General features: G+C 56.1%; 26 protein-coding genes. 10 read left to right on the top strand and 16 right to left on the bottom strand.

Features of this window, described 5'->3' with window-relative positions; translation table 11 throughout:
- Positions 1 to 60 precede the first annotated feature (60 nt).
- Positions 61 to 1,419, top strand: coding sequence for a DEAD/DEAH box helicase (locus ACR0EO_RS02105; protein ID WP_480686771.1), 1,359 nt, complete (start codon positions 61 to 63; stop codon positions 1,417 to 1,419).
- On the opposite strand, the gene ACR0EO_RS02100 is transcribed toward ACR0EO_RS02105, so the two are convergent.
- From ACR0EO_RS02100 to ACR0EO_RS02090, 3 genes are read right to left on the bottom strand one after another with little or no spacing between them, the layout of a single operon-like run.
- Positions 1,416 to 2,318, bottom strand: a complete 903-nt coding sequence (locus ACR0EO_RS02100; RefSeq protein ID WP_480686770.1) for an EamA family transporter — start codon at positions 2,316 to 2,318, stop codon at positions 1,416 to 1,418. The genes ACR0EO_RS02105 and ACR0EO_RS02100 overlap by 4 nt on opposite strands.
- Positions 2,319 to 2,339: 21 nt before the next feature.
- Positions 2,340 to 3,224, bottom strand: a complete 885-nt coding sequence (locus ACR0EO_RS02095; RefSeq protein WP_480686769.1) for a fatty acid desaturase — start codon at positions 3,222 to 3,224, stop codon at positions 2,340 to 2,342.
- Positions 3,217 to 3,420: a DUF2061 domain-containing protein gene (locus ACR0EO_RS02090; RefSeq protein ID WP_480686768.1), complete on the bottom strand. Its 204-nt coding sequence runs from the start codon at positions 3,418 to 3,420 to the stop codon at positions 3,217 to 3,219. Before ACR0EO_RS02090 ends, ACR0EO_RS02095 begins: the two co-directional genes overlap by 8 nt.
- Positions 3,421 to 3,527: 107 nt before the next feature.
- Between ACR0EO_RS02090 and ACR0EO_RS02085 the strand changes: the two genes are divergently transcribed.
- On the top strand, positions 3,528 to 4,394 hold the full coding sequence (locus tag ACR0EO_RS02085) for a helix-turn-helix domain-containing protein (RefSeq protein ID WP_480686767.1): 867 nt from the start codon (positions 3,528 to 3,530) through the stop codon (positions 4,392 to 4,394).
- An 83-nt stretch (positions 4,395 to 4,477) separates the two neighbouring features.
- A complete protein-coding gene (locus ACR0EO_RS02080; protein ID WP_480686766.1) occupies positions 4,478 to 4,660 on the top strand; it encodes a hypothetical protein in 183 nt (60 codons plus the stop codon).
- Positions 4,661 to 4,768: 108 nt separating this feature from the next.
- On the opposite strand, the gene ACR0EO_RS02075 is transcribed toward ACR0EO_RS02080, so the two are convergent.
- Genes ACR0EO_RS02075 through bcoG form a run of 4 tightly spaced genes read right to left on the bottom strand, consistent with a single transcriptional unit; the run spans position 4,769 to position 8,496 of the window.
- Entirely contained in the window at positions 4,769 to 5,530 is a 762-nt protein-coding gene (locus ACR0EO_RS02075) for an SDR family oxidoreductase (RefSeq protein ID WP_480686765.1), read from the bottom strand.
- The gene (locus ACR0EO_RS02070; RefSeq protein ID WP_480686764.1) at positions 5,527 to 6,993 is read right to left on the bottom strand and encodes a carnitine 3-dehydrogenase; all 1,467 of its coding nucleotides are present in this window, start codon (positions 6,991 to 6,993) and stop codon (positions 5,527 to 5,529) included. Before ACR0EO_RS02070 ends, ACR0EO_RS02075 begins: the two co-directional genes overlap by 4 nt.
- A 40-nt stretch (positions 6,994 to 7,033) precedes the next feature.
- The gene (locus tag ACR0EO_RS02065; protein WP_480686763.1) at positions 7,034 to 7,582 is read right to left on the bottom strand and encodes a lipocalin family protein; all 549 of its coding nucleotides are present in this window, start codon (positions 7,580 to 7,582) and stop codon (positions 7,034 to 7,036) included.
- Entirely contained in the window at positions 7,579 to 8,496 is a 918-nt protein-coding gene (gene bcoG / locus ACR0EO_RS02060; RefSeq protein WP_480686762.1) for a 3-dehydrocarnitine:acetyl-CoA trimethylamine transferase BcoG, read from the bottom strand. The genes ACR0EO_RS02065 and bcoG overlap by 4 nt, the downstream gene beginning before the upstream one ends.
- 131 nt (positions 8,497 to 8,627) lie before the next feature.
- Between bcoG and ACR0EO_RS02055 the strand changes: the two genes are divergently transcribed.
- The gene (locus tag ACR0EO_RS02055) at positions 8,628 to 9,614 is read left to right on the top strand and encodes a GlxA family transcriptional regulator (protein WP_480686761.1); all 987 of its coding nucleotides are present in this window, start codon (positions 8,628 to 8,630) and stop codon (positions 9,612 to 9,614) included.
- 62 nt (positions 9,615 to 9,676) lie between these two features.
- Here ACR0EO_RS02055 and ACR0EO_RS02050 read toward each other — a convergent pair whose 3' ends face one another.
- Genes ACR0EO_RS02050 through ACR0EO_RS02040 form a run of 3 tightly spaced genes read right to left on the bottom strand, consistent with a single transcriptional unit; the run spans position 9,677 to position 12,690 of the window.
- Positions 9,677 to 10,723, bottom strand: coding sequence for an aldo/keto reductase (locus ACR0EO_RS02050; protein ID WP_480686760.1), 1,047 nt, complete (start codon positions 10,721 to 10,723; stop codon positions 9,677 to 9,679).
- A 37-nt stretch (positions 10,724 to 10,760) separates the two neighbouring features.
- The gene (locus ACR0EO_RS02045) at positions 10,761 to 11,219 is read right to left on the bottom strand and encodes a DNA polymerase III subunit chi (protein WP_480686759.1); all 459 of its coding nucleotides are present in this window, start codon (positions 11,217 to 11,219) and stop codon (positions 10,761 to 10,763) included.
- A 4-nt stretch (positions 11,220 to 11,223) separates the two neighbouring features.
- Positions 11,224 to 12,690 carry a leucyl aminopeptidase gene (locus ACR0EO_RS02040; RefSeq protein WP_480686758.1) on the bottom strand — a complete coding sequence of 489 codons (1,467 nt, stop codon included), beginning with the start codon at positions 12,688 to 12,690 and terminating at the stop codon, positions 11,224 to 11,226.
- A 240-nt stretch (positions 12,691 to 12,930) separates the two neighbouring features.
- Here ACR0EO_RS02040 and lptG point away from each other — a divergent pair, with 240 nt between their 5' ends.
- From lptG to rsmA, 5 genes are all read left to right on the top strand, one after another.
- Positions 12,931 to 14,031, top strand: a complete 1,101-nt coding sequence (gene lptG / locus ACR0EO_RS02035) for an LPS export ABC transporter permease LptG (protein WP_480686757.1) — start codon at positions 12,931 to 12,933, stop codon at positions 14,029 to 14,031.
- Entirely contained in the window at positions 14,031 to 16,193 is a 2,163-nt protein-coding gene (locus ACR0EO_RS02030) for an LPS-assembly protein LptD (RefSeq protein WP_480686756.1), read from the top strand. Before lptG ends, ACR0EO_RS02030 begins: the two co-directional genes overlap by 1 nt.
- Positions 16,184 to 17,437 carry a peptidylprolyl isomerase gene (locus ACR0EO_RS02025; protein WP_480686755.1) on the top strand — a complete coding sequence of 418 codons (1,254 nt, stop codon included), beginning with the start codon at positions 16,184 to 16,186 and terminating at the stop codon, positions 17,435 to 17,437. The genes ACR0EO_RS02030 and ACR0EO_RS02025 overlap by 10 nt, the downstream gene beginning before the upstream one ends.
- Positions 17,434 to 18,399: a 4-hydroxythreonine-4-phosphate dehydrogenase PdxA gene (pdxA, locus tag ACR0EO_RS02020; RefSeq protein WP_480686754.1), complete on the top strand. Its 966-nt coding sequence runs from the start codon at positions 17,434 to 17,436 to the stop codon at positions 18,397 to 18,399. Before ACR0EO_RS02025 ends, pdxA begins: the two co-directional genes overlap by 4 nt.
- Positions 18,400 to 18,483: 84 nt before the next feature.
- Positions 18,484 to 19,323, top strand: a complete 840-nt coding sequence (gene rsmA / locus ACR0EO_RS02015; RefSeq protein ID WP_480686753.1) for a 16S rRNA (adenine(1518)-N(6)/adenine(1519)-N(6))-dimethyltransferase RsmA — start codon at positions 18,484 to 18,486, stop codon at positions 19,321 to 19,323.
- A gap of 571 nt (positions 19,324 to 19,894) precedes the next feature.
- Here rsmA and ACR0EO_RS02010 read toward each other — a convergent pair.
- From ACR0EO_RS02010 to prfA, 3 genes are all read right to left on the bottom strand, one after another.
- On the bottom strand, positions 19,895 to 20,476 hold the full coding sequence (locus tag ACR0EO_RS02010; protein ID WP_480686752.1) for a DUF4167 domain-containing protein: 582 nt from the start codon (positions 20,474 to 20,476) through the stop codon (positions 19,895 to 19,897).
- A 244-nt stretch (positions 20,477 to 20,720) separates the two neighbouring features.
- Positions 20,721 to 21,563: a peptide chain release factor N(5)-glutamine methyltransferase gene (gene prmC / locus ACR0EO_RS02005; RefSeq protein WP_480686751.1), complete on the bottom strand. Its 843-nt coding sequence runs from the start codon at positions 21,561 to 21,563 to the stop codon at positions 20,721 to 20,723.
- Positions 21,560 to 22,615, bottom strand: coding sequence for a peptide chain release factor 1 (gene prfA, locus ACR0EO_RS02000; protein WP_480688215.1), 1,056 nt, complete (start codon positions 22,613 to 22,615; stop codon positions 21,560 to 21,562). The genes prmC and prfA overlap by 4 nt, the downstream gene beginning before the upstream one ends.
- A gap of 63 nt (positions 22,616 to 22,678) precedes the next feature.
- Between prfA and ACR0EO_RS01995 the strand changes: the two genes are divergently transcribed.
- Positions 22,679 to 22,966: a hypothetical protein gene (locus ACR0EO_RS01995; RefSeq protein ID WP_480686750.1), complete on the top strand. Its 288-nt coding sequence runs from the start codon at positions 22,679 to 22,681 to the stop codon at positions 22,964 to 22,966.
- On the opposite strand, the gene ACR0EO_RS01990 is transcribed toward ACR0EO_RS01995, so the two are convergent.
- The 3 genes from ACR0EO_RS01990 to speB (ACR0EO_RS01980) all read right to left on the bottom strand — a co-directional run bounded on the left by ACR0EO_RS01990 (position 22,907) and on the right by speB (ACR0EO_RS01980) (position 25,353).
- Positions 22,907 to 23,314 carry a DUF1499 domain-containing protein gene (locus ACR0EO_RS01990; RefSeq protein WP_480686749.1) on the bottom strand — a complete coding sequence of 136 codons (408 nt, stop codon included), beginning with the start codon at positions 23,312 to 23,314 and terminating at the stop codon, positions 22,907 to 22,909. The genes ACR0EO_RS01995 and ACR0EO_RS01990 overlap by 60 nt on opposite strands.
- Positions 23,315 to 23,377: 63 nt before the next feature.
- A complete protein-coding gene (gene speB / locus ACR0EO_RS01985; protein ID WP_480686748.1) occupies positions 23,378 to 24,325 on the bottom strand; it encodes an agmatinase in 948 nt (315 codons plus the stop codon).
- 59 nt (positions 24,326 to 24,384) lie between these two features.
- Positions 24,385 to 25,353 carry an agmatinase gene (gene speB, locus ACR0EO_RS01980; protein WP_480686747.1) on the bottom strand — a complete coding sequence of 323 codons (969 nt, stop codon included), beginning with the start codon at positions 25,351 to 25,353 and terminating at the stop codon, positions 24,385 to 24,387.
- Positions 25,354 to 25,356 lie beyond the last annotated feature (3 nt).

Here is a 25,356-nt window from a genome sequence, read left to right as displayed (position 1 = left end):
CGGGCCCGGCAAACCTCTGACGCGCGGGCCAGGTCTAGTGTCCGCAAAAACCGGACATACATGACAAAGTTTAACGAACTGAACCTGAACCCGAAGGTCCTCAAAGCCATTGAGGAAGCCGGATACGAAACCCCTACTCCGATCCAGGCCGGTGCGATTCCGCCTGCGCTTGAAGGCAAGGATGTTTTGGGGATTGCGCAAACTGGCACCGGCAAAACCGCCAGCTTTACGCTTCCGATGATCACACTGCTTGCACGTGGTCGCGCACGCGCTCGGATGCCGCGCTCGCTGGTTCTTTGCCCAACGCGGGAATTGGCTGCTCAGGTGGCTGAAAACTTCGACACGTACACCAAGCACCTGAAACTGACCAAAGCGCTGTTGATCGGCGGTGTCAGCTTCAAGGAACAAGAGGCCCTCATTGACCGTGGCGTGGACGTTCTGATCGCCACACCGGGCCGCCTTCTGGATCATTTTGAGCGCGGAAAGCTCTTGCTAACCGGTGTTCAAATTATGGTTGTGGACGAAGCCGACCGGATGCTGGACATGGGTTTCATCCCCGACATCGAGCGCATCTTCTCGCTGACGCCATTTACCCGCCAGACCCTGTTCTTCTCGGCCACCATGGCGTCCGAGATTGAGCGCATCACCGACACCTTCCTGTCCGCCCCGGCCCGGATCGAGGTTGCCCGTCAGGCCACCGCGTCCGAGACCATCGAACAGGGTGTAGTCATGTTCAAGGGCGGTCGACGCGACCGTGAGGCCAGCGCCAAGCGTAAAGTCCTGCGCTCGCTGATCGATGCCGAAGGCGACAAGTGCACCAACGCTATCATCTTCTGTAACCGCAAGACGGACGTTGATATCTGTGCGAAGTCGCTGAAGAAGTACGGCTACAACGCCGCCGCGATCCACGGTGATCTGGATCAGTCGCAACGGATGAAAACTCTGGACGGATTCCGCGATGGGTCTCTCCGCCTGTTGGTGGCGTCCGATGTAGCGGCACGCGGATTGGACATTCCGTCCGTCAGCCACGTGTTCAACTTCGACGTTCCTAGCCATGCCGAAGATTACGTCCACCGCATCGGTCGTACTGGCCGTGCTGGACGCGAAGGCAAGGCTGTAACGATATGCTCGGGCCGTGACGAAAAGGCTCTAGATGCGATCGAAAAGCTGATCCAGAAGGAAATTCCGCGACTGGAGAACCCCGTCAAGGAAGAACCAAAGGCCGAAGCACCGAAGCCCGAGAAAAAGTCCAAACCTTCGGAAACAAAGAAGACTGAAGGCAAAAAAGACGACCGCAAAAAGGGCAAAGAGACCAAAGGCCGTGGCCGTCGTGACGACAATGGACCTGCAGTTGTGGGTATGGGCGATCACCTGCCGAGCTTTATTGCCCTCAGCTTTGATGAGCGCCGAGCCGGCTAAATCGCCAGCACCAGCGCCAGAATAGATACACCAAGTAACGTCATCCCGGCGATCTCACGCCGGGTGATCGTCTCGCGAAAGAACAGAAGCGAGGCGAATAGGCTAAGCAACAGCTCGACCTGCCCCAATGCTTTGACATAGGCGGCGTTTTGAAGAGTGAATGCAAAGAACCAGCAGAACGAACCGCACAAGCTGGTCAGGCCAACAAACACACCGGTTTGGCGTGTTTGCCAAACAGCAAGTAGTTCAGCTCGGTCACGCCACAGCAGCCAAATTCCCATGCTCAGGAACTGGAACGTTACCACCACGGCCAACGTAACCAGCGCGCGGAACCAAGCATCGATGTCACCCAATTCTAGCGAAGCACCCCGATAGCTAACCGAGGAAAAGGCGAATAGGACCCCTGACCCCAGCCCTAGCCGCGAGGCTCGGTTGGTCAGATTCTTCCACCCGGCTCCGTCTCCTCCGGGCGATTTCGATAGAAGCAGAACCGCGAGAAGCCCTAAGAAAATCGCACCCAAAGCCCCGACCGAAACTTTATCGCCCAGCACCAGAAAACCGACTATGGCGGTTTGAATCACTTCGGTCTTTTTGAAGGTAATTCCGACCGCAAAGTTGCGTTGTTTGAACAATGCCACAACGCAGATTGTCGCCAGGATTTGCGCGGTCCCACCAATGACGGCGAAAACCCAAAACCAACCAGTGAGTGGCGGTAACCTAAAGCCGGTGACTTTCATCGCCAAAACAAGCCCAAGCACCGCTAGCGGCATTGAATAAGCGAACCGGGCGAAGGTCGCGCCAGCTGCGGTCAGCTTTACCGTGCTCAGAGACTTTTGCAGCATAAACCGCACCGTTTGAAACGATGCGGCTGCTATGGTGACGGGAATCCACAAACTCATGGCTTCCCTTGTGTCCTCAAATCAGTCCTTTGGCCAGAGAGGATGCGCCACCGGATCCTTGGATCGCAGGAAATACGACCGGAATACCTTCCCATAGGAACTATAGATGTAGGATTCGTTCCTGCTCTGATAGCTCTCTTTTCCATCCTGATACAGGGCCGGCAATCGATACCATGGCGCTCCGGGATTCATGTGATGAACAACGTGTAGATTGTTGTTTAGGAACAAAAAAGCCAGAGGTCCGCGATCTTCGACTATCACCGTTCGAGCTCCGGCGCTTTCGTGCGCGCGATGTTCCAGAAAAGTTCGGATCTTGACGACACCCAACCCGATGTAGGCTGATAAGACATAGGCCCACACTGGCGTAGGAGACTGCGCGACTATCCACAGAACGGCAAATACACCGACCAGATGCAGCGCCCAGGCCCTAGGGATACTTTGCTCACCATGAAGCGCACCGCGAACCTCGTCGCGCATGAACACGATCTGGCCGATGGCTGGCCCGAACACAATTCGCCCCAAGAGAGTGTTGTTCAAGACTAGCAACCGTTTTTGCCATGGGGGCAAATTACTCCAGACTTGCGGGTCCAGATAATTGGATTCCGGATCGTCATAAGGGTCAGTCAACGTCTCATCACGGTGGTGAGCCAGATGTAGGTCGCGAAACCTTTGATACGGGATGAACAGGGTTAACGGCAAAGCCATCAGCGCCTCGTTCAGCCATTTCGCGCGGAAGGGATGGCCGTGCAGGGCCTCATGCGTCAGCGAGGAATGCAACGCGGCGACTAGCCCCATTGCTGGGATTGCCAACCAAAGCGGCAGCAAAAAAATTACCGCTAACCAGGCTCCGTAACAACCTAGAATCAAGGCCAACGTGCCCCATTCGGGTGTCGAGGGCCTAGACATTTCGACCCCACGAGATACCGGCCCAGATGCGTTCGTAAATCACGTACATAGTCAGGCCGATGGCCGTATTTACAATCGCCAACGTTCCGCCAATCGCCGCTGACCCCGTAGCCACCAGACCAACCAGCGTCATTACGAGCAGGCCCATCACATTCCACAATACCGCTTTCACGACTGATCTGCGTCGTGTTTCCATTCCGTCACCCATATTATTGTTATGTCTTTAAAATTACGGGCGACTGCATCAGTTGAGAATTCTGAATATGATTAACAAAATTCATCAGATATAATATTTATCACCATATGAAGGATAAAATCGACAAACGTGTTCGCGCCGCTCAGTTTCGCCTCCGCCTCGCTCGCGCGATGGAGGAGCGCCACGTCAGCCAAAGCGCGCTCGCGCGCCACATCGGTGTGGATCGTTCGACCGTATCGCAACTGTTGACCGATGAGGGCGCGCGCCTGCCGAATGCACATGTGGTAGGCGGTTGCGCTTCAGCGCTGGGTGTTTCGGCAGACTGGCTCCTAAGCCTGTCGGATCGGCCAGAAAGTGCTGCGGAGCTACTTGCCAGCTCACTGACCATGACTGAGGCCCCCCGCGCGCTTGTGGACGAGCGGATTTTCGAATGGCACCAAGAGGCCGCAGGTTACAAAATCCGTTATGTTCCAGCAACTTTGCCCGATATGTTAAAGACCCGAGCTGTATTGGAATGGGAGTACGCCCCCCATTTAGGTCGAACCGCTGACCAAGCGATTGGCGCGTCGGCTGATCGGCTAACTTGGATGCGCAGCGCGCAATCGGACTATGAAATTGCCATGCCGCTGTATGAGATCGACAGTTTTGCCTCGGCCTCTGGCTATTACGAAGGTCTGTGCCCCAAGATACGGCTTGAACAGATTGACCACCTTCTTGAGATTTGCGAACAGCTTTACCCCCGTTTGCGTATCTACTTGTTTGACGCAAAACGGCTGTACTCGGCACCCGTGACGATTTTCGGCCCTCTTCTGTGCGTTTTTTACGCTGGCAGCCACTACATGGCGTTTCGCGACCGTGATCGGATCGAAACATTCACGCGCCATTTTGACCGCTTGGTTCGCGAGGCAGATTTGACTGCACGCGACTTCCCAGAACACCTCAGAAAGCTGCGAACGGCAATTTCAAACAGCTAAGGATGCAAGGCAGACATTCTTGTGCTATCGTCATTCGGCGCGAACCTTCGGGTATTCCGATCAAAGACGGGAGGACGACAGGAATGGACGCAATACAAACTGCTCAATATGCAAGAGCACTGTATTCAGCTCATGGCGACCAGGCCGAGGCTGAGGCCGCCAAGAAAATGCGTGAATGCGAAGCCGCCGGCAATAGACAGCAGGCCCAGGATTGGCAGGCGGTCCGCCAGACCATCCGCCAAATCCGAGGACCAAACCAAGGCTAATCAAAGCGTTTCGGGAAGTGTACGTCGCTTCTAGGACCTTCAAAGATCCACGAGCGTCAGGCCCTGTAACAGCAATGGCAGTTTAGGCTCTTCCCGAAACGATCTGACTTAGATTTTTGGGTCAGGGTTCACTGTATGGCCGTCTACGGCAATCACCTGACCAGATACCAACCGCGCAGCATCCGAGGCGAGGAACACGGCCATATTGGCTATGTCTTGCCCCTCAACGAACTTTCCTAGTGAGGTACCAGCTGCGTAGCCGTCGTAGACCTGATCGCGCGTCATTCCCTTTGCAGCGGCTTCTCTGGCTAGAACACCCTCCATTCGGGGTCCTTCAACAGCGCCCGGACAAATGGTGTTACACCGCACCCCGAAGGATCCAAGCTCCATTGCGAGAGTTTTACCGAGGCCGATTACGCCCCATTTGGCAGCTGCATAAGGCGCGCGGTTAGGATAGCCATATTGCCCGGCTGTGGACGACGTAATAACCACTGCACCCTTTCCCTGTCGCTTAAGGATCGGAGCAGCATATTTTGCGCACAGGAAGGCACCCTCGAGATTTACCGCAAGGCAGGATCGCCAATCGTCTAGCGCCACATCTTCGACTAGAGCTGTAGGTCCCGCAACGCCTGCATTCGCGCAGAGGGTATCCAATCCGCCCCACTGGGCCTCAATCTCAGCGAATAACGAAGCGACAGCAGCCTCGTCAGCAACATTCACGACAGAACGGTTCCAGTTGGCAGGGCATCCGTCCAGTGCAGCCGTATCGACATCAGCCACCCAAACTTGCGCACCAGCTGCATCGAATGCCTCTGCCATTGCGCGTCCGACGCCCGAAGCGCCGGCAGTGATCAAAACACGTCCGCTCATGCTGGTTTCCGGATCGCAGCGCCGGCTCCCTCTGGATATGGCAAATTAGCCTGGGCTTCGGTGATACGGGCCATCGCAGCCTCAATCTCGGGCGACGGCGCACTGGGGCGCCGGGTTTCCAGACTTACGTGTAGCAAAAAGCTTTCGCCGGTGGCCAATAGCTTTTCCCCTTCGTACATGCTGTGGAACACATGCAGTTTCTTGCCCTGCCCTAACAGCAATTGAGTACGGATTTCGATCTTTGCACCTGCGTGAACTTCATCGATGTAACGGATGTGGTTTTCGGCGGTGAAGTAGCTGCCACCCGAAGAGATATATTCAGCGTCACACCCCATGATCTCCATGAAGCGGTCAGTCGCGTCGGCGAAGGCCTCGAGATACCGTGCCTCGTTCATGTGTCCGTTGTAATCGGTCCAATCCAACGGTACCGCACGCGACACGGTAAGGATCGGTTGGCTCAGGTCCGCTTGCTCCATAGTTGGCAGCGCACCGGGTTTAAGCACGGCGTCATGTTGATTCAGCACTGCACCAGCGCCCCAGTTCTGAGCCTTGAGTGCACGCATCATGCCGACAAGGTTGTTGTCACGGATACGCTCCAATTCGCGGATCGAGTGCATACCAGATTGCGCGTCCGACTGATCGGCGATCATGTCCACCAGTTCATCGGTGAATTCCGGTACATCCATCAGCTTTGTCCAAGGCCATTTCAAAGCAGGCCCGAACTGCGCCATGAAATGCCGCATCCCGGCCTCGCCGCCTGCAACACGGTAAGTTTCGAACAGGCCCATTTGTGCCCAGCGGATGCCAAAGCCCATGCGGATGGCCTCGTCGATCTCTTCCGTGGTGGCGACGCCGTCCTTGACCAGCCAAAGCGCCTCGCGCCACACGGCTTCAAGGAAACGGTCGGCAATATGCGCGTCGATTTCTTTTTTGACGTGAAGCGGAAAAAAGCCCACAGATTTCAGCAATTCCTGTGCTGTTTCAACCATTTCTGGCGTATTCTTGTCGGTTGGCACAAGCTCAATCAATGGTAGCAGGTAAACCGGGTTGAACGGGTGTGTCACCACGATTTGTTCCGGACGCAGGGCGCCCTCTTGTAGTTCCGAAGGTTTGAAACCACTGGTCGAGGAACCAATGATCGCCTGTGCCTCACAAGCCTCTTGCAGTCCTTTGTAGACCTTAAGTTTCAGATCCAAACGCTCTGGTACGCTTTCTTGAATCCATGTGGCGCCCTGTACGGCCTCGGCCATTTCATCATGGAAGGTCAACGCACCCTCAGGAGGAAGTGGCACGTTGCTAAGCCCTGGCAACGAGCGCCGTGCGTTGTCCAAAACTTCTCCGATTTTGCGTTCGGCTTCAGGGTCCGGGTCAAACACCCGTACGTCCCACCCATTGAGCAGAAACCGTGCGGCCCATCCGCCGCCGATCACGCCACCACCGATGATAGCTGCGATTTTTTTCATTTTAGAAACTCCTGAACCCTGCATTGCCTGAGGCAGGGAATTATTTCGGGTCTTCGACTTGTAGGACGTAAACCAGTTGTCCTGTGTCATAGCCGTTTTTCTTGAGGACAGATTCCGCCCAGTCTTGGTCCGCTTGGGAAAGGTCTGGCGTTCTTGCCAAAATCCACCCGGTGGATCCTTTGGGCGCACCAACAACCGCAACCGAATAATCCGGCTTTAGTCCGAGAACCCAATAGTCCCCTCGTGCGAACGGAAGCCACGGCACAAAGGTGACGGACAGTTGCCCTGGCCCCTCAACCCTTGCTTTCCCTACGGCTTGTCGAACTGGTCCATCGAGTGTTTCTTCGCGGCAGGTGTTGGTGACGGAAATCTTACCGCCGTCCAACAATCCATATTCCGCAGTGACACCGACGCAACCTTTCTCGAACCTGTTGGGAAAGCGTGCGATTTCGTACCACAAGCCCAAATACCGTTCGACATCCAGGTTCTGTACCGTTGACATTGGAACGCTGCGATCACGATACCCCTTGGCTGCGACTGGCGCAGCCAAGGTTAGACAGATCAGCGCAACAAGCCCCTTTCGGATCATGCAGCCACCGGCGCCCGTTTCACCAGACCCAACTTTTCACGTACTTCCTGCGGCCCTATCACCCGGGCACCCATGTTCGATACGACAGTGTTGGCGCGCTCGACCAGCTGCCAGTTCTCAGCCAGCACGCCCTTGTCCAGCCACAGGTTGTCCTCGAGACCGACACGCACGTTACCCCCGGCCAGAACGGCGGCTGCTGCAAAGGCCATCTGGTTGCGACCCAAAGCAAAGGCGCTGAAGGTCCAATCATCAGGCACGTTGTTCACCATGGCCATGAAAGTGTTCAGATCGTCCGGTGCACCCCATGGAACACCCATGCAAAGCTGGACCAGAGCATTAGGTTCCAGAATCCCCTCTTTTACCAGTTGCTTGGCAAACCATAGATGGCCTGTGTCAAAGGCTTCGATCTCGGGTTTAACACCCATGTCGGTCATCATTTGCCCCATCGCGCGCAGCGCACCAGGGGTGTTGGTCATCACGTAATCTGCCTCGGCAAAGTTCATGGTGCCACAGTCCAGAGTGCAGATCTCGGGCAGACATTCGGCGATGTGCGCCACCCGTTCGGATGCACCGATCATGTCGGTCGCCGCCTCGTTCACAGGGAATGGGCTCTCGACACCGCCAAACACGATGTCACCACCCATCCCCGCGGTCAGGTTCAAGACGACGTCCACATCAGCGTCGCGAATACGATCCGTCACCTCGCGATACAGGTCCAAACGGCGGCTGGGTGCGCCGGTTTCAGGGTCGCGCACATGGCAATGAACCACGGCGGCCCCCGCCTTGGCCGCAGCGATCGCACTGTCGGCAATTTGCTGCGGTGAGCGCGGCACGTGCGGGCTGCGATCCTGCGTTCCACCCGACCCCGTTACAGCGCACGTGATAAAGACTTCACGGTTCATTTCCAAAGGCATGATGTTCTCCCCAAGTTATACCCGCTTTTGCCAGAGTTTTCCCCAGGCTTCTCCACGGATTCCGATTTGCGTTCTGACCTGAGTCTGACGCAGCCTTGGGAAAACACTTGCCAGAATGCGAATCGAACTTGATGAAATCCGCAAAAAACATACTTCAGCCCGAACATACCGCCCTGAAAACGGCGGTGTTGGTTTTGGACGAGTGTAATACGCTCAGCTTTGCGTCGGCTGTTGATCCCATGCGTGCGACCAACCGCCTGGCAGACCGTCCCGCATTCGACTGGGACTATGTGACCGCCACAGAGACGCCCGCGATGCTGACCAGTGCACTGTCCGTACCCGGCATCCCACTTGCCCGCTTGCAAAGCTGTGACCTGATGATCGTGGTTGCTGGTTTCCAATTGGTGCGCCACGCGACGCCCAGCCTATTGGCCGGACTGCGCCGCATCGCTGGCACTGGCGCAACGATGGCCGGCATCGACGGAGGCCCTTGGTTGTTGGCAGAGGCTGGCCTTTTGGACGGCCACTCGGCCACAACTCACTGGGAAGACAAGGATAACTTTGCCGCCCGTTTCCCCGAAGTCGATGTGCGACCTGACCGGTTTACTGTGTCCGGGAATCGTCTGACCTCGGGCGGCGCGATGCCGGCAATTGAAATGATGCTGCACATCATCGCGGCGCGCCACGGCGCAAGGTTTGCCGCCCGCGTTTCCGGCCTGTTCCTATACGATGACGCTCCAGAACCAACGAAACCTCAAAGCAGAACCGGGATCCCCCATCGCCATACGGCACTGACGGCCAAGGCGAACACTTTGATGGAATCGTCTCTGGATGATCCACTGCCTCTGGCACAAATTGCCGAAACTCTTGGAACCAGTTCCCGCACATTGCAGCAGCAGTTCCGCTTGCGCCTGAACACCACGCCTCAGGATCATTACTTGCAACTGCGATTGGCGGAGGCACGCCGTCTCGTGTCAGACACGGACATGCCTCTTATGGACGTTGCTATGGCGACCGGGTTCGCGTCTCAATCCAGCTTTGCGCGGGCATTTCGCACTGCACACGGACTTTCCGCCCGCGACCTGAGGCACGAACGGTCCTACCCGACCCATCACTAAAGGCATCCCGTATTGAGCTGAAAGAACCCCTCTGGGGTGAGCGGATTTCGGCGGTATGCCCTTTAGAACGGCATTGGATGCGCGCGGTGTGCGTTGCCGATTTCGGCCACGACGTCGTCTGACAACCGCAAGTCCTTTCCGGCCAGTATGCGCTCTAGTTGCTCAACAGTGGTCGCGCCGAAAATCGCTGACAGCATGAATGGCCTCGTCCGGCACCATGCAAGCGCCATGTGAACCGGGTCCAAGCCATGACGTTCCGCAACCTCCAGATAAGCCGCGACAGCGGCAAATGTGCGATCTCCGGTGCGGCCACTCATCTCAAGGTTATGAGACATACGCGATCCTTCGGGAACAGCAGCATTCTGGTATTTGCCGGTCAGGAACCCTGCCCCCAGAGGTGAAAAGGCCATCAGCCCTACATCCTCATGAACGCTCAGTTCGGCCATGTCCGTATCGAAGTGGCGACAGAGCAACGAATACTCATTCTGGACCGATGCCACTCTTGGCGCGCCCATCTGCTCGGCAATCCGCAGCCATTGCGCGGTGCCCCATGCGCTTTCGTTCGACAGACCGAAGGCACGGATATTGCCCTTGTCGACCTGCGCCTGCAGCGCCTCGAGGCACTCTTGCATGTTGTTCAGGACTTCGTTCGTGTTGTGACCGGACGGTGAGTAATTCCAGTTCTGTCGGAACATGTAACTGCCCCGGTTCGGCCAATGAAATTGGTAGAGGTCAATACAATCCGTCTGCAAGCGCCGCAGCGAGCCCTCAATCGCTTCGGGAATCGTTTCTCCCGAAATCCATGCGCCGTCCCGGGCATGCGCAAATCCCGCACCCGAGTGTTTAGTCGCCAGAACATATTCGCCGCGCCGAGACGCGTTTGCAGCGTTCCAATTCCCCAGAATTTCTTCGGTACGGCCGACAGTCTCCTTCGAGATCGGGTTGACCGGATACATCTCGGCGGTATCGACAAAATTGATCCCGGCCTCGAGGGCCATGTCCATCTGAGTATGGCCATCCGCCTCGGAGGTTTGCGTGCCAAAAGTCATCGTACCAAGGCAAAGATCGGTCACCATGATACCTGTACGGCCCAAAGGCTTCATTTCCATCTGTCACTCTCCTGAGAATTATTTTGAAGCCAAAGACTTAAGCCTCGGCCTTTTTCTCCCACCGACCCGACTCTTCGGACCAATACTGCGCAGAACATCCCGCACCTGTCAGAGCTTTCCACTGACCACGCGCATGCTGGACCGCTTCTCCGTCATTTCCGTCGAAAAGGATACAGACCCGTTCTAATGCAGCAACCTCTTCAGGGTCGACGGGCGCTCCATCAACGGCCATGACACAGGTTGGTTCGTTGGCAGCCTCTGGTCCTGTAGTCAGCAGGATCGGTTGGGCCGCGTCATGTGGGCCGCCAGCGCGGCCATGCGGCAGGAACCCTTCCTCGGGTCCCAGCCACAATTTTTCATCCAGCCAGTCCATCCGCGCGGGATCGGTGCCCCGAACGGCAATCTTCCAACCGGCCTGACGCGCTTTGTCCAGCAACACCGGCAAGGTGTGCTCTAACGGTTGGCGAGTCAGGTGGTAGAAGTAGACGGCGCCCATGTACTTACTCAAAATTGTCCTGCACAAGACGGTTCAGTGCGCGAACGCCCCAACCTGTGGCCCCTTTGGGGGCGTAGGAGGTTTCCGAAGCAACTGAGGCTACACCCGCGATATCCAAATGGATCCAAGGCGTTTCCTCTTTTACGAACCGTTGCAGGAATTGCGCTGCCGTGATCGAACCAGCTGGACGGCCACCCACGTTCTTCATGTCTGCAATGCGTGACTTCAACTGCTTGTCATAGGCTTCACCCAACGGCATCCGCCATGCGCCCTCATCCTCGGCCTTGGCCGACTTCAAAAAGGCGTCGCAGAACGTGTCATTGTTGGAAAACACGCCTGCGTTCTCGTGCCCAAGACCAATGATGATCGCACCGGTGAGCGTCGCCAAATCGATCATGCCCACAGGCTGGAACCGCTCCTGCGCGTACCACATCACATCGCACAGAACCAGTCGACCTTCGGCGTCAGTGTTGATGATCTCAACCGTATCGCCCTTCATCGACTTAACCACGTCACCCGGACGGGTAGCATTGCCCGAAGGCATGTTCTCAACCAGACCCACAAGCCCAACGACGTTGGCTTTGGCTTTACGCTTGGCCAGTGCGCGCATGGTGCCCGAAACGACACCTGCTCCGCCCATATCCATGGTCATATCTTCCATGCCGCCAGCTGGCTTTAGCGAGATACCACCGGTGTCGAACACAACGCCTTTGCCGACCAGAGCCAGCGGCGCGTCATCCTTGTCTCCGCCATTCCACTGCATCACCACGACTTTCGACGGGCTGACAGAGCCCTGCCCGACGCTAAGCAATGTGCGCATTCCCAATTCGGCAAGCTTGTCTTCTTCCAGTACTTCGACTTCGAGCCCCAGTTCCTTCATCTCGACCAAGCGGTCAGCGAATTCAGTGGTGGTCAGAACGTTTGCTGGTTCGTTAGTCAGGTCGCGGGTCATCCGCACGCCATCAGCAACAGCGTATTGGGGCGCAAATGCAGCTTCTACCTCGTCCGCCTTCTGGTGGCTGACTGTGACAGTACCGGCCTCGTCCGATTCCTTCGTCTTGTGCGCATCAAAGTCATAGCTGCGCAGGGCAATACCCATGGCTAAATCTTCGGTGCGAACCTGATTGCCCGCCATGACCAGCATAGCCTTGCCGCCCGCCAGCTTCGCAAGCGCTGCACCCGCTTTACGGGCCTCGTCGGAGTCAGGGCGGCGCGGCAAGACCAGTATGTCCAAGGCCTCAGCTGCCATTCCACCAGGCCATGCCAACGAGATCACGTCGCCCGTTTTGACCTTTTCAAATCGCGCGCTCTCAACCAAGCGCGCTACCGCTCCACGTGTCAGGCGGTTGGCGCGACGTGCAGCCGGGCTCATCTTGCCATCAGACGGAATGATGATAACCACACGGCCTTCGGCTTGCGCCATTGCGTCCAAGTCAAAGGCTTGAAAACCGATCGGTACAAGACTGCTCATTGCAAACTCCTCAAAATCTGTTCCCCAAGACCTAGCTCGCGCGGAACGACTTGACCAGATAGCAGTTTTCCCCGCCCACCAATTGCATTACAGTCTCCCAAAAATTCCGGCAGGATCGGGGGAGAGCAAATTGGCGAGACAGGGCAGGCATAAGCCGTCGCGCATCCGCGCAGGCCGTGGTGATTCTGACCTGATGATCACGCTTAATCAGCCCGCTAACGCCATGGCGGAGGCTCAAACGTGATCCTTGACCGCTATTTCGCGCGCCGATTCATCCAGAGTTTTCTGGTCATTGGCGGGATTTTCCTGACCCTGCTGATTCTAATCGACCTGATCGAGCAGGCACGCCGCTTTGACTCGGTCGGTTTGTCCTTTGGCCGCATATTACACCTGACGCTGCTCAATACGCCCGCAGCCATCAGCGAAATGCTGCCTCTGCTCGTTATTCTGTCTACCATCGCGCTGTTTGTGGGACTCGCACGTAGTTCTGAACTTGTGGTGACACGGGCAATCGGTCGATCGGGCATACGGGCCCTTTTGGCCCCTGTTCTGTTAGCCCTGCTAATTGGAACGTTGGCAGTGGCGCTGCTGAACCCAATCGCAGCGGCGACATCCGAAGAATACAAACGCCTTTCTGACAACTACAAAAACGACGGTGGCTCGACCCTGTCCATTACCAGCGAAGGTTTGTGGCTGCGGCAAGGGTCCAGCAACGGACAATCGGTTATTCATGCACGCGGGACGACGAATGACGAAAGATTGCAACTGTTTGCCGTGACGATCATCACATTCTCATCCGACGGCAAACCGTCTGAACAGATTTACGCCGACCGAGCGGACTTGGTCGATGGAAACTGGATTTTGTACAATGCGAAAACCTGGACCTTGAATGACGACATAAACCCGGAAACCAATGCCAAGGCCTATAGTCAGCTGGAAATTCCCACGTCTCTGACACGGCAACGCATTCTGGACACACTGGGCCAACAAGACTCGGTCTCTGTATACGATCTGCCCCAGCTGATACGCGACCTGCGCGAGGCGGGGTTTTCTACCAAACAGTATGAGGTTTGGCTGCAAGTACAACTTGCCCGGCCGTTCTTTTTGGTATCGATGGTGATGATCGGCGCCGCCTTTACCATGCGCCACGTGCGCTTTGGAGGCACAGGCATTGCGGTTCTGTCAGCCGTACTGCTGGGCTTTTCGATCTATTTCGTGCGCAACTTTGCCCAAATTCTAGGGGAAAACGGTCAATTGCCTATCTTCGTCGCGGCCTGGGCTCCACCCTTTGCGGCCATTCTATTGTCTCTCGGCCTCTTGCTGCATGCGGAGGACGGGTGATGCGCGTTCTAACCACTATATTGCTTTCCGGTGCTGTCGCCCTGACCTTGCCGTCGGCGACATTTGCCCAGTCTCAGTCCCAAGCACCTGCTGCCCAGAATGCCGATCAGGAAGACCAACCTGCCCTTTTGGTTGCTGACGAAGTGTTCATCACCCCAGAAAGGCTTCTGGTTGCCGAAGGCAATGTCGAAGCTTTTCAGGGCGACATCAAAATCACTGCTAGTCGCATAACCTATGATCAGGACACCGGGGCGCTGACTCTGGAAGGTCCGATCCGCATAGATGAGGGCGGCGAAACTACGATTTTGGCCGACTCAGCTGAGTTGGATGATGGCATTCAGAACGGCCTTTTGATCGGCGCGCGCATGGTCTTTGACCAACAGGTTCAAATCGGATCAGTCCAAGCAACCCGCGCGGCGGGGCGTTTCACCCAGTTCAGCAAGGTGTCGGCAACCTCGTGCCACGTGTGTGCAAACGGCAAGCCCCCCATCTGGCAAATTCGGGCCCGCAAGGTGACGCACGATCAGCTTGAGCGCCAACTGTACTTTGAAGGTGCGCAGTTCCGCTTGCTGGACGTGCCGGTCTTTTACTTTCCCTACCTGAGGCTGCCTGATCCAACGCTGGAGCGGGCGACCGGCTTCTTGGTGCCGTCTGTACGGACGACTTCGCAACTTGGGACCGGCATCAAGGTGCCTTACTTCTTCAAGTTAGGGGATCACAAAGACCTTACTCTGACGCCATATGTCTCGCCGAAAACGAGATCACTGGGGTATCGGTATCGTCAAGCCTTTAAACGGGGTCGTATCCGCCTTGAAGGCGCATATACACGCGATGATCTGCAATCGGGTGAGGATCGCGGTTACTTCTTCGCCGATGGTTGGTTCAACCTGCAGGACGGTTATCGTTTTACATTCGACATCAAAACGACTTCAGACGATTCGTATCTCACAGACTACGGCTTGCCTGACTACGACCGACTTCGCAGTGAGGTCGCCTTAGAGAGAATCCGGCGGGACACGGCCTTCCGCACCAGCTTTATTCACTACAAAACACTGCGGGACAGCGAAGATCAGGATGAAATCCCGTCCAGGATTTTCGACCTGTACTATGAGAAACGCCTGTTTCCCACGTCGCTGGGTGGTGAAGTTCGCTTGGGATTCGTGGGGCATGCTCATGAACGCACCAGCGACGAAGACGTCGTAGGGCGCGACATTGCCCGTGCGACTTTTGACGCAGAGTGGCTGCGCAGTTGGACATTTGCTTCTGGACTACGTGCGGACGCGAGCCTGGGCGCGTCGATTGACACTTTCAACATTCGACACGACAGCGCGTTCCCCAGCCAAGTCACCCGGTCGACTCCGCGGGCAGCACTGACGCTGCGCTACCCTATGCGTAAACTGGAAGCATCAGGTGCGAGGCAAGTATTGGAGCCGATTGCGCAGGTCGGCTGGACGCACGTCTCTGACACCGACGTGCCGAATGATGAGAGCACCTTCCAGGAATTCGATCAGGGCAACTTGCTGTCTCTGTCCCGCTTTCCGGCCCCGGACCGCCGTGAAGACGGCCTTACCGGCGTGGTCGGAGTAAACTGGTCGCGCTATGGTCCAAGAGGCTGGAAGGCACTTGCCACGATCGGTCAGGTGTTCCGCGCAGACGCCGACCCCAACTTCAATTTGACCTCTGGTTTGCAGGGTACGTCATCGGACTTACTGATTGCGGGTCAGCTTAGAACTGCAAACGGTTGGTCTCTGGCCGGGCGCGGTATTGTGAATGGCGACTTCAGCTTCGCCAAAGCCGAAGTTCGTGCGGCATGGCGCAAGCGGACTATGGGTGTTTCGGGTAGCTATATCTGGCAAGAACCCGACCCCGCCGAAAACGTTGATGACGAGATCTCGGAATTCCTTTTGACGGGACGTTACGACGTTGATCAAAACTGGCTAACCAGGGCCTCGGCACGCTATGATCTAAGTGAAGCCGAACCAATCAGATATGGCTTGGGTGTTACGTACCAAAATGAATGTGTACAGGTTAACATGACCGTCAGCAGGCGATTTACCTCATCATCCACTATTGAGCCTTCGACGGAATTCGGCTTTACCGTAGCCCTAACGGGATACTCCGTTGAAGGTGGCGGCCAACAGTTCAAGAGAAGATGCAGTTGATTCCAGGTTTCTCAAGTTTCATTCGGTCCGGTTGGCTGAAACCGGTTGCCCCGGTGTTGGTCGCAGCAATTGTTGCTCTGCCTTCGTCGCAGGCCCTGTCGCAAAGCCTGTTTTCCCCGGCGATCAAGGTCAACCAGGACATCGTAACCTGGTATGAACTGGATCAGAGACAGCAATTCCTGACCGTTCTGGGCGCGCCCGGCGCGACCGAAGAGGAAGTACGTAAAGCCCTGATTGACGAACGTCTGCGTAAACAGGCCATGCGCGAAGCTGGCATCGAAGTTGCCCCCGAAGATATTCAGGTCGGCATCGACGAGTTCGCCGCTCGGGGCCAGCTGTCAACGGATCAGTTCCTCCAACTGCTGGCCGAATCCGGCGTTGATCGTGAAACTGTTCGGGACTTTGTTGCCGATCAGCTGTCATGGCGGGATTACATCAGCGCCCGCTTCCTCTCTCAGGCTCGTCCGTCAGAAGAAGAAGTCAACCGCGCACTCGGACAAGCTGGCCGTGGTGGCCTACAAGTTTTGATGTCGGAAATTATCATCCCGGTGAACCAACAAACCGCTGCTCAGGCAGAGGCATTGGCTCAGGAAATCTCGCAAATTGAGGGTGTTGATACATTCTCGAGCGCCGCAACCCAGTATTCGGCTGCAGCGACGCGCAATAACGGTGGCCGTTTGGATTGGTTGAACCTTTCCGATTTGCCGCCTGCGCTACAGCCTGTGATCCTGGGCCTTAAGAATGGTGACATCACGCAACCGATTTCGCTACCCAATGCTATCGCGCTGTTCCAAATGCGCGGTCTGCGTGAAGTTGCGACTGGTACTCCGCGCTATTCAAAGATCAATTATGCAGCCTACTACCTGCCGGGTGGTCGCAGTGCCGACACATTGGCCAAGGCCGCAAAACTGAAAGAAGAGATCGACACCTGCGACGATCTTTATGGCATCGCCAAAAATCAATCTCCCGAAGTACTGGAACGCATCGACGCCAGCCCTTCGGAAATTCCGCGCGATGTCGCGCTGGAACTGGCCAAGCTTGATCTGAACGAAGTTTCTACGGCGCTGACGCGCAACAATGGCCAGACACTGATGTTCCTGATGCTATGCACCCGCACCGTTGACCGAGGCGAGGATACTTCACGCGTGGATGTCGCCAACGCCCTGACACAACAGCGTTTGCAGGCCTTTGCAGACAGCCTGATCGAACAGCTTCGGGCCGACGCGACCATCGTAGAAAAATGATGTCGCCTATCGCGCTCAGCTGTGGAGATCCGGCCGGTATCGGCCCGGAGATTGCAGCCAAAGCGTGGTCGACCCTGCGCGGTACCTGTCCGTTTTTCTATATCGGCGACGCAACACACCTGCCATCAGACACTCCGGTCGCGCGCATCTCTGAGCCGAGTGAGGCGATTGAAATCAGCAAAACGGCCCTGCCGGTACTGCACTTTGACTTTCCCGCCCCCAACGTGCCGGGGCATCCAGACCCAGCCAATGCACCCTCGGTCATATCCGCAATTGAAAAGGGCGTCGCCCTGACACAAACCGGCGCGGCTTCGGCAATCTGTACTGCTCCGATCCACAAGAAGGCGCTGATTGACGGCGCTGGGTTCGCCTATCCGGGTCACACCGAATTTCTCGCCGCTTTGGCTGGGCGGGAACGCGTTGTCATGATGCTGGCGAGCGAACAGTTGCGCGTCGTACCTGCTACGATCCACATTGCTCTTTCCGAAGTTCCAGCCGCGCTGACCCCTGATCTACTGCGCGATACAATCGATATTACGGCTAAGGGGCTGCGCACTCAGTTTGGGATCTCACATCCGCGTATAGCCATCGCAGGGCTCAACCCCCATGCCGGCGAGGGCGGCAAAATGGGGCGTGAAGAACTGGACTGGATCGCCGATCTAATCAACGGACTGCCGACTGATACTTTCACGGCGACCGGACCTCATCCTGCCGATACAATGTTCCACGCCGCCGCCCGCTCTCGCTATGATGCGGCGATTGCGATGTACCACGACCAGGCCCTAATCCCGATCAAGACGCTGGACTTTGACCGCGGCGTCAACGTGACACTTGGTTTGCCCTTCATACGTACTTCGCCCGATCATGGCACCGCGTTGGACATCGCGGGGCAAGGTATCGCCACCCCCACCAGCTTGATCGAAGCCCTTAAACTTGCCCAACGAATGGTACAAAGCGCTTGATCCTTCACCCGGCGCAAAATATCCCGGCCCAAAGTAAGAAATCACTGGCGCACAGCTACAAAACCGCGCCACGGTAGACGGATCATGAGCGCAATCGACACCCTGCCCCCCTTACGCGAAGTTATCGCGACGCATCAGCTTTCGGCGCGAAAGTCGCTGGGGCAGAACTTTTTGCTCGATCTGAACCTGACAGCCAAAATCGCACGTCAGGCCGGAGACTTGACGAACTGCGACGTTCTGGAAATTGGCCCCGGCCCTGGAGGCTTGACCCGAGGACTGCTTTCAGAAGGCGCGCGGAAGGTCGTAGCGGTCGAAAAAGACACGCGCTGCATCGCCGCCCTAAACGACATTGCATCGGCCTATCCCGGGCGTCTTGAGGTGATCAACGGCGATGCGCTGGAAATCGACCCGCAGGAGCACCTAACACCGCCGATCCGTATCGCGGCCAACTTGCCTTACAACGTTGGCACAGAACTATTGGTGCGCTGGCTAACCCCTCCTGAATGGCCACCCTTTTGGCAAAGCCTGACACTAATGTTTCAGCGAGAGGTTGCCGAACGAATTGTCGCCCAACCCGGCAGCAAGGCTTATGGTCGTCTGGCTATCCTTGCCCAATGGCGGTCCGAGGCTCGTATTGCGATGTCTCTTCCACCCGGCGCATTCACTCCGCCACCCAAGGTTTCCAGCGCGGTGGTCCACCTGACTGCCCTGCCCGAGCCCCGGTATCCCGCTGATGCTGCAATCCTCTCACGCGTTGTGGCTGCTGCCTTCAACCAACGTCGAAAGATGCTGCGCGCCTCGTTGAAAGGTATCACCCCGGATATCGAAGATCGCTTGCTAGCGTCCGGCATCCAGCCGACAGAACGCGCGGAACAAGTCCCGCTTGAGGCGTTTTGCGCGTTGGCGCGCTCTATCGCTGGTTAGAAACGGCTTTTTGCATTCTGAAACAGGCAATTTTTTTAGTAAATACCGTTAAAAATTATTCCTTAGCCCATCACCACTTTCATTCTTGGTAAGGCGGCACCTGCACTTGCGTCAGGCCAGGAACACAGCTGCAACTTTGTGCCTGGCAATCTAAAATCATTGATGAAAAACTGGCTTCACTTTCGACATCGGCTTTGAATACGTTGTTATTTCAAACGAAATTATACTCGCGCACGCAACGGCCTCATACGGGTCAAGATTATACTGCGGCGCAACGGAGACTATCAGGCGCTGTGGCAGTTAGACTTGCCGATAACCATCAGCGGTGAAGTTCAACAAGACGATTTGAAAACAAAGTACAGGCGTTATTTAAGACGCCAAAACTTCTTCCAACTTTCGCAGAGAAAAAATGGACGCCAGCCTAAGAAGATGTCCGAAGTAGAGGCGAGTTCCGACCCAACAATTAGCCAACCACAGACGCCTCGTTTGCGTGGGGCCTGAGCGAGGGTCTATTAAAGAAAAAAGCTCCGGCGAACTCGCCAGAGCTTTTCGTAAGTCATTTCTGCCGTAACTATTCGGCTGCTTCCGGTGCGTCGCCGTCTGTCTTTGGCGCATCCTCGGTAGGAGCAGCCTTAGGCTTTCGCGCACGCGGCCGACGAGCAGGTTTCTCTTTCTTTTCCGGTGCCTCTGCCGCCGGTGCTGCATCTTTGCTTTCCGGAGTTTCAACCAGACCGGATTCAGGCGTCGAAGCCTCGGCCCCAAAGTCCATTACGTCGGGCTGAGGTGCCTCAGCCGGATCGGCCTGACGCGCAGCTTCGCGTTCCTGACGCTCGGCGCGCTCTCGGTCACGCTCGGCCTGTCGTTCGCGGTTTTGGCGCTCTTGCTCTTCGCGACGCGCTTCGATCTCGCGTTGCGCTTCGCTCAGCAAACGCAGGTAGTGCTCCGCGTGCTGCTGAAAGTTTTCGGCGGCCACGCGATCGTTCGACAACTGAGCGTCGCGCGCCAGCTGGTTATATTTATCTATGATCTGCTGGGGCGTACCACGCACCTTGCCTTCAGGTCCCGAGCTATCAAAAACCCGATTTACAACGTTGCCGCCTGAAGGACGATTGCGGTTATTCTTGGCCCGTGAGCGGGATTTGGAAGATCTCATCTTACTTTACGTCAGCCTTGTCATTCGATGCCGATCATCCCGCGTCCTGCACTGCTCAGAGGCATTAGCCGTGACGCGATGTCGACTTTTTTGGGCTTGGCGTCAGGGGCCCGCTGAAGCAGCGTCAACCTCTCCGACTAATCCTGAGTAAACATGTCCTGCGCCTACAGACAAGAGGTTTGTCCATTATTTCGCAGCTTTTTTACATCAATCGGCGCTTTTCGGCCTCAGAACCCCCGTATTTCTACGGCATTCTGGCAAAAACGACACGATCCCGACCATCGAGGTCCTGAATAACGCGCGTTTTGGCCAAGCCTGCTGCCTGAAATAGGGCTGCTACGCTTGCTCCTTGTGTCGGGCCAATTTCAACCAGCAACCGCCCTCCGGGCATGAGGAAATCAGGCACCCCTGCCGCGATTCGACGATAGGCACCCAGCCCGTCACCTTCGTCGGTCAAAGCCATACGGGGCTCGTGCTCGCGTACTTCTGGAGAAAGTTCCGCTAACTCTGCTAGAGAAATATAGGGCGGATTGGAAACAATGAGATCAAATTGACCATCAATGTCGTCAAACCAGTTGGATTTTATGATTTCCGCCCTATCCTCAACTTTATGCTGAATGGCGTTGGCGCTGGCTTGCAAACAGGCGGCTTCGCTTAAGTCAGCGCCAATTCCAGCGGCGCTGGCGCGCTCGGCCAACAAAGTGATCAGTATGCAACCAGAGCCCACACCCAGATCCAACACATGATCGAAGGGCTCACTTAGTGCAGCCTCAATCAGTGTTTCGGTCTCAGGACGCGGGTCCAGAACGTCTCGGCTTACACGAAAACGGCGGCCGTAAAACTCACGCTCGCCTAAGAGGTGCGACACTGGCACCCGAATGGCCCGCAGGGAAATTAGCTGGTCATAGCGCTCTGCTATTTCTGGCGAAAGTTCCTCGGGCGCAATTAGCGTTACCCGGCTCGCTTCAATACGCGCCGCGTGCGCCAACAGCACCCGCGCGTCTCGCGCAGGGTCCGCAACACCAGCAGCCCGCAGACGCGCTGTTGCGGCGACCATTGCTTGCGCAGCTGTCAAAGCACCGATCATTGCGCCATCTCAGCCAACAAACGAGCCTGATCATCTGCTGTCAGCGCGTCGATCACTTCATCCAGGTCACCCTGCATCACCTGATCCAGCTTGTAGAGCGTCAGGTTAATGCGGTGATCAGTCATGCGTCCCTGTGGGAAATTGTAAGTGCGAATACGTTCGGAACGATCGCCAGACCCTACTTGGCTGGCACGATCAGCTGAACGTTCACTGTCAATCCGCTGGCGTTCAAGATCGTAAAGACGTGTCTTGAGAACCTGCATGGCGATTTCGCGGTTGCGGTGCTGAGATTTCTCAGAGCTTGTGACAACCAACCCAGTCGGAAGGTGCGTAATCCGCACAGCCGAGTCAGTGGTGTTCACGTGCTGTCCACCGGCACCAGAGCTGCGCATCGTATCGATGCGGATATCATTCGCGTCGATTTGTATGTCCACATCTTCGGCCTCGGGCAGGACCGCTACAGTCGCGGCAGACGTGTGGATGCGACCGCCACTTTCGGTTTCGGGAACGCGCTGAACACGGTGCACACCCGACTCATATTTCATACGGGCAAAAACGTTGTCGCCTTTGATGTGGGCCACGACCTCTTTGATGCCACCTAAGTCTGATGCCTGCTCTTCGATAATCTCAAATTGCCATCCGCGCCCTTCGGCATAGCGCTGGTACATCCGTAGAAGATCACCCGCGAACAGCGCAGCCTCATCTCCTCCGGTGCCGGGTCGAATTTCCAGCATGGCAGGTCGTGCGTCGGCCTCATCACGGGGCAATAGAGCCAGTTGCAGCGCATGCTCAGCTTCGGGGATGCGTGACTGCAGTTCAGGAATTTCCTCTTCTGCCAACTCCTTCATATCCGGGTCGGCCAACATCAACTCGGCTTCTGCCAAATCCGAAACCAATTGGCGCCACGCCATGATTTGGTCCACCACAGGCTTGAGATCCGAATATTCTTTGGCAAGCACAGCTATGTCCCCGCCCGACGCGCCATCAGCCATGGCAGCTTCGAGGTATTGGAATCGCTGGGTGATCTGTTCTAGGCGTTCTTCGGGGATCATCCGCGCGGTGTCTATCAATCCGCGGCTTTGGTCAAGGGCTGACCCTGTGCTAAGCTTGCGCTTATGAAACGATTGGCACTTGCTTTAATGCTATGTACTGCCCCTGCCCTGGCTGACGTGGTCGGCCCCGGAGGCAAGGTTCAGGACTGCTATTGCACCGACAAATCCGGGTCGCGAATAGAACTGGGTGAGATGATCTGCCTACAGGTCGATGGACGAATGTTTACAGCCCAATGTCAGATGTCACTGAATGTACCAATGTGGCGTGAAGTGCAGGAAGGGTGTCTTTCCTCAGGGCTGCAGGGCAGCCAGCCACCCATCAACACGGTTTCTGTTTACCCCAAAATCTGATCTCCCAAACCGCAAACGGCCATGCACCAGCAGGACATCACCATCTTGTTGCGCAGTGGTGTAATCGGGAAATCCAATTACTTTGGTTCGGGTAACATAGGTAACCATTCCCTCACCAACACTCCCGGTCAGAACCCGGGTGCGAGGTGTTGCACGGGCAACTGCATCCAGCCTCGCAAGACCATCTGACCCAGTTTTGACGACCCGCACAACACCACCTTGCATGTCCAGATCGGTTTCTCCTACTGGTGCCACATGCCATACGTCAGGATCAGATGGTGCAATACGGATATAGACACCCAGCGCCACAATCAGACCGCCGATTAGCCAAAGCACCATTTTCTTCATCCCGAAACCATTCTTTTCAGGAACTTTATTCGGATCATCACGTCCAGCAAGACGCCAATCCCCCTACCGTGACGTCACTCCGGGTAGAATGCACAGAAGTTCGAACAACAAGTTCGCAGCCGTCAGCGCCGTGTTGCCCGATGTGTCATAGGGCGGAGATACTTCGACCAAATCGCAACCCACTACCTTCAATCCACCTAGCGCGTGAATCAGCTGCAGAGCTTGCGGGGTCGTCAGACCTCCGATTTCTGGCGTACCAGTCCCAGGCGCAAAGGAAGGGTCAAGGCTGTCGATATCGTATGTGATGTAGGTGGGGTGCTCTCCTACCGTTTTCCGAATTTGCGACCCAATCTCTGTCAGGTTCTGCTGCCACAATTCCCACGCCGGGAACTGCCGGAACCCCCAATCCTTGGCCTCGGTGAAATCCGACGATGCATAACCTGATCCACGAATGCCGATCTGGAATGTTTTGTCGGGAACGATCAAACCCTCTTCGTAGGCGCGGCGGAAGACAGTGCCGTGGGTTTCACGCTCGCCAAACATCTCATCATTCACGTCAGCATGGGCATCCACATGGACCAAAGCCACGGGGCCGTGCTTAGCCGCAATCGCCCGCAGAATTGGCAGGGTGATTGAGTGATCACCGCCCATCGCAACGGGCGTCACCCTCTGCGCCAGAATGGCATCATAGCTTTCTTTGATGATCCTCAGGCTGTCGGCAAGCGAGAATGTATTGATCGCCAGATCGCCGATGTCCGCAATTTGAAGGCTATCAAAAGGTGCCGCAAAAGTAGCCATGTTATACGGCCGGATCATCGCACTTTCACTGCGAATTTGCTTTGGCCCAAAGCGAGTTCCCGAGCGCCACGATGTCCCGATATCCATCGGAATGCCTAATACGGCGACATCCAGCCCGGCTAGGGAGTCCGCCTGCGGTAGCCGCATGAATGTGTTTGGCCCCGAAAAACGAGCCAGATCATTGCCGCTGATCGGTTGATTGAAGTCCGTCATGACTGCTCCCCATCTATGTTCTTTGACAAGCAGATACCGAAGATATGCCTAACCAAAGGTTAAGCCGGTACAAGCTTATTCCATCCAAGCAGACAGATGATCTGAGTGGCCACATGGGCACCAGCAATCGCCGTTGCTCCGGATGTGTCATAAGGAGGTGAAACCTCGACCACATCTCCGCCCTTTATGTTGATACCGGCGATATCCCGCAGGATGATCTGTGCTTGTATCGACGTCAGCCCACCCCAAACTGGGGTTCCGGTGCCGGGGGCAAAGGCCGGATCCAGACCATCGATGTCGAAGCTCAAATAGACCGGGTTATCACCCAATATCCCTTTGATCTTTTGCGCCACGGCTGCGGGGCCGCTTTCGTAGACCTCGCGAGCATCGATGATGTTAACGCCCAGAGTGTCTTCGTTCGTTGTGCGGATGCCAACCTGAACAGACCGCTTCGGGTCCACGATTCCCGATTTCACTGCCTTGTAAAACATCGTGCCGTGATCAACGCGATCCAAATTGTCGTCTGCCCATGTGTCAGTGTGTGCATCAAATTGCAGCAGGGACATTGGACCGTACTTCTCAGCGTAGGCTTTCAAGATTGGAAAGCTAACGTAGTGATCCCCACCCAACGCAACCGAGGCTACGTCTTCCGCAAGGATGGTGCGTATATGGTCGGTCAGCGTATCCGGAAAGGCTGGGATATTGGCATAGTCAAAGGCCAGGTCGCCATAATCAATAATGGCAAGCTCGGACAACGCTTTGAAAGGCCATCCGTAAGGCTCATCCGGAGATTGCAGCGTGCTGGCTTCGCGAATGGCCCGCGGCCCCAGACGAGTGCCCGGCCGGTTTGTGACGGCCTGATCGAACGGGATACCTGTTACTGCAATATCCACCCCGCTCAGGTCCTTGGTGTACAAACGGCGAAGAAATGAAACCGCGCCTCCGAACGTATTTTCGTACGAAACCCCCTTTAGTTCCGGGGTGGTAAACGCCTCATCGACGTACTTACTTGAGTCTTCCAGTGACATCCC

The sequence above is a fragment of the Ruegeria sp. BE9 genome, assembly GCF_056538765.1.
The sequence above is the reverse complement of the archived record's forward strand: the minus strand, read 5'-3'. Positions and strand labels throughout refer to the sequence as shown.

Bases quoted from the DNA above. Each gene is read 5' to 3' on its own strand.
- ACR0EO_RS02045 (WP_480686759.1), bottom strand. From the start codon at position 11,219: ATGGGCGCCGTCTACTTCTACCACCTGACTCGCCAACCGTTAGAGCAC.
- ACR0EO_RS02100 (WP_480686770.1), bottom strand. From the start codon at position 2,318: ATGAGTTTGTGGATTCCCGTCACCATAGCAGCCGCATCGTTTCAAACG.
- ACR0EO_RS02080 (WP_480686766.1), top strand. From the start codon at position 4,478: ATGGACGCAATACAAACTGCTCAATATGCAAGAGCACTGTATTCAGCT.
- ACR0EO_RS02040 (WP_480686758.1), bottom strand. From the start codon at position 12,690: ATGAGCAGTCTTGTACCGATCGGTTTTCAAGCCTTTGACTTGGACGCA.
- ACR0EO_RS02030 (WP_480686756.1), top strand. From the start codon at position 14,031: ATGCGCGTTCTAACCACTATATTGCTTTCCGGTGCTGTCGCCCTGACC.
- ACR0EO_RS02065 (WP_480686763.1), bottom strand. From the start codon at position 7,582: ATGATCCGAAAGGGGCTTGTTGCGCTGATCTGTCTAACCTTGGCTGCG.
- speB (WP_480686747.1), bottom strand. From the start codon at position 25,353: ATGTCACTGGAAGACTCAAGTAAGTACGTCGATGAGGCGTTTACCACC.
- ACR0EO_RS01990 (WP_480686749.1), bottom strand. From the start codon at position 23,314: ATGAAGAAAATGGTGCTTTGGCTAATCGGCGGTCTGATTGTGGCGCTG.
- ACR0EO_RS02070 (WP_480686764.1), bottom strand. From the start codon at position 6,993: ATGAAAAAAATCGCAGCTATCATCGGTGGTGGCGTGATCGGCGGCGGA.
- rsmA (WP_480686753.1), top strand. From the start codon at position 18,484: ATGAGCGCAATCGACACCCTGCCCCCCTTACGCGAAGTTATCGCGACG.
- ACR0EO_RS02105 (WP_480686771.1), top strand. From the start codon at position 61: ATGACAAAGTTTAACGAACTGAACCTGAACCCGAAGGTCCTCAAAGCC.
- prfA (WP_480688215.1), bottom strand. From the start codon at position 22,615: ATGATCCCCGAAGAACGCCTAGAACAGATCACCCAGCGATTCCAATAC.
- ACR0EO_RS02055 (WP_480686761.1), top strand. From the start codon at position 8,628: ATGAAATCCGCAAAAAACATACTTCAGCCCGAACATACCGCCCTGAAA.
- speB (WP_480686748.1), bottom strand. From the start codon at position 24,325: ATGACGGACTTCAATCAACCGATCAGCGGCAATGATCTGGCTCGTTTT.
- ACR0EO_RS02090 (WP_480686768.1), bottom strand. From the start codon at position 3,420: ATGGAAACACGACGCAGATCAGTCGTGAAAGCGGTATTGTGGAATGTG.
- prmC (WP_480686751.1), bottom strand. From the start codon at position 21,563: ATGATCGGTGCTTTGACAGCTGCGCAAGCAATGGTCGCCGCAACAGCG.
- ACR0EO_RS02075 (WP_480686765.1), bottom strand. From the start codon at position 5,530: ATGAGCGGACGTGTTTTGATCACTGCCGGCGCTTCGGGCGTCGGACGC.
- pdxA (WP_480686754.1), top strand. From the start codon at position 17,434: ATGATGTCGCCTATCGCGCTCAGCTGTGGAGATCCGGCCGGTATCGGC.
- ACR0EO_RS02010 (WP_480686752.1), bottom strand. From the start codon at position 20,476: ATGAGATCTTCCAAATCCCGCTCACGGGCCAAGAATAACCGCAATCGT.
- ACR0EO_RS02085 (WP_480686767.1), top strand. From the start codon at position 3,528: ATGAAGGATAAAATCGACAAACGTGTTCGCGCCGCTCAGTTTCGCCTC.
- ACR0EO_RS01995 (WP_480686750.1), top strand. From the start codon at position 22,679: ATGAAACGATTGGCACTTGCTTTAATGCTATGTACTGCCCCTGCCCTG.
- ACR0EO_RS02095 (WP_480686769.1), bottom strand. From the start codon at position 3,224: ATGTCTAGGCCCTCGACACCCGAATGGGGCACGTTGGCCTTGATTCTA.
- bcoG (WP_480686762.1), bottom strand. From the start codon at position 8,496: ATGCCTTTGGAAATGAACCGTGAAGTCTTTATCACGTGCGCTGTAACG.
- ACR0EO_RS02050 (WP_480686760.1), bottom strand. From the start codon at position 10,723: ATGGAAATGAAGCCTTTGGGCCGTACAGGTATCATGGTGACCGATCTT.
- ACR0EO_RS02025 (WP_480686755.1), top strand. From the start codon at position 16,184: ATGCAGTTGATTCCAGGTTTCTCAAGTTTCATTCGGTCCGGTTGGCTG.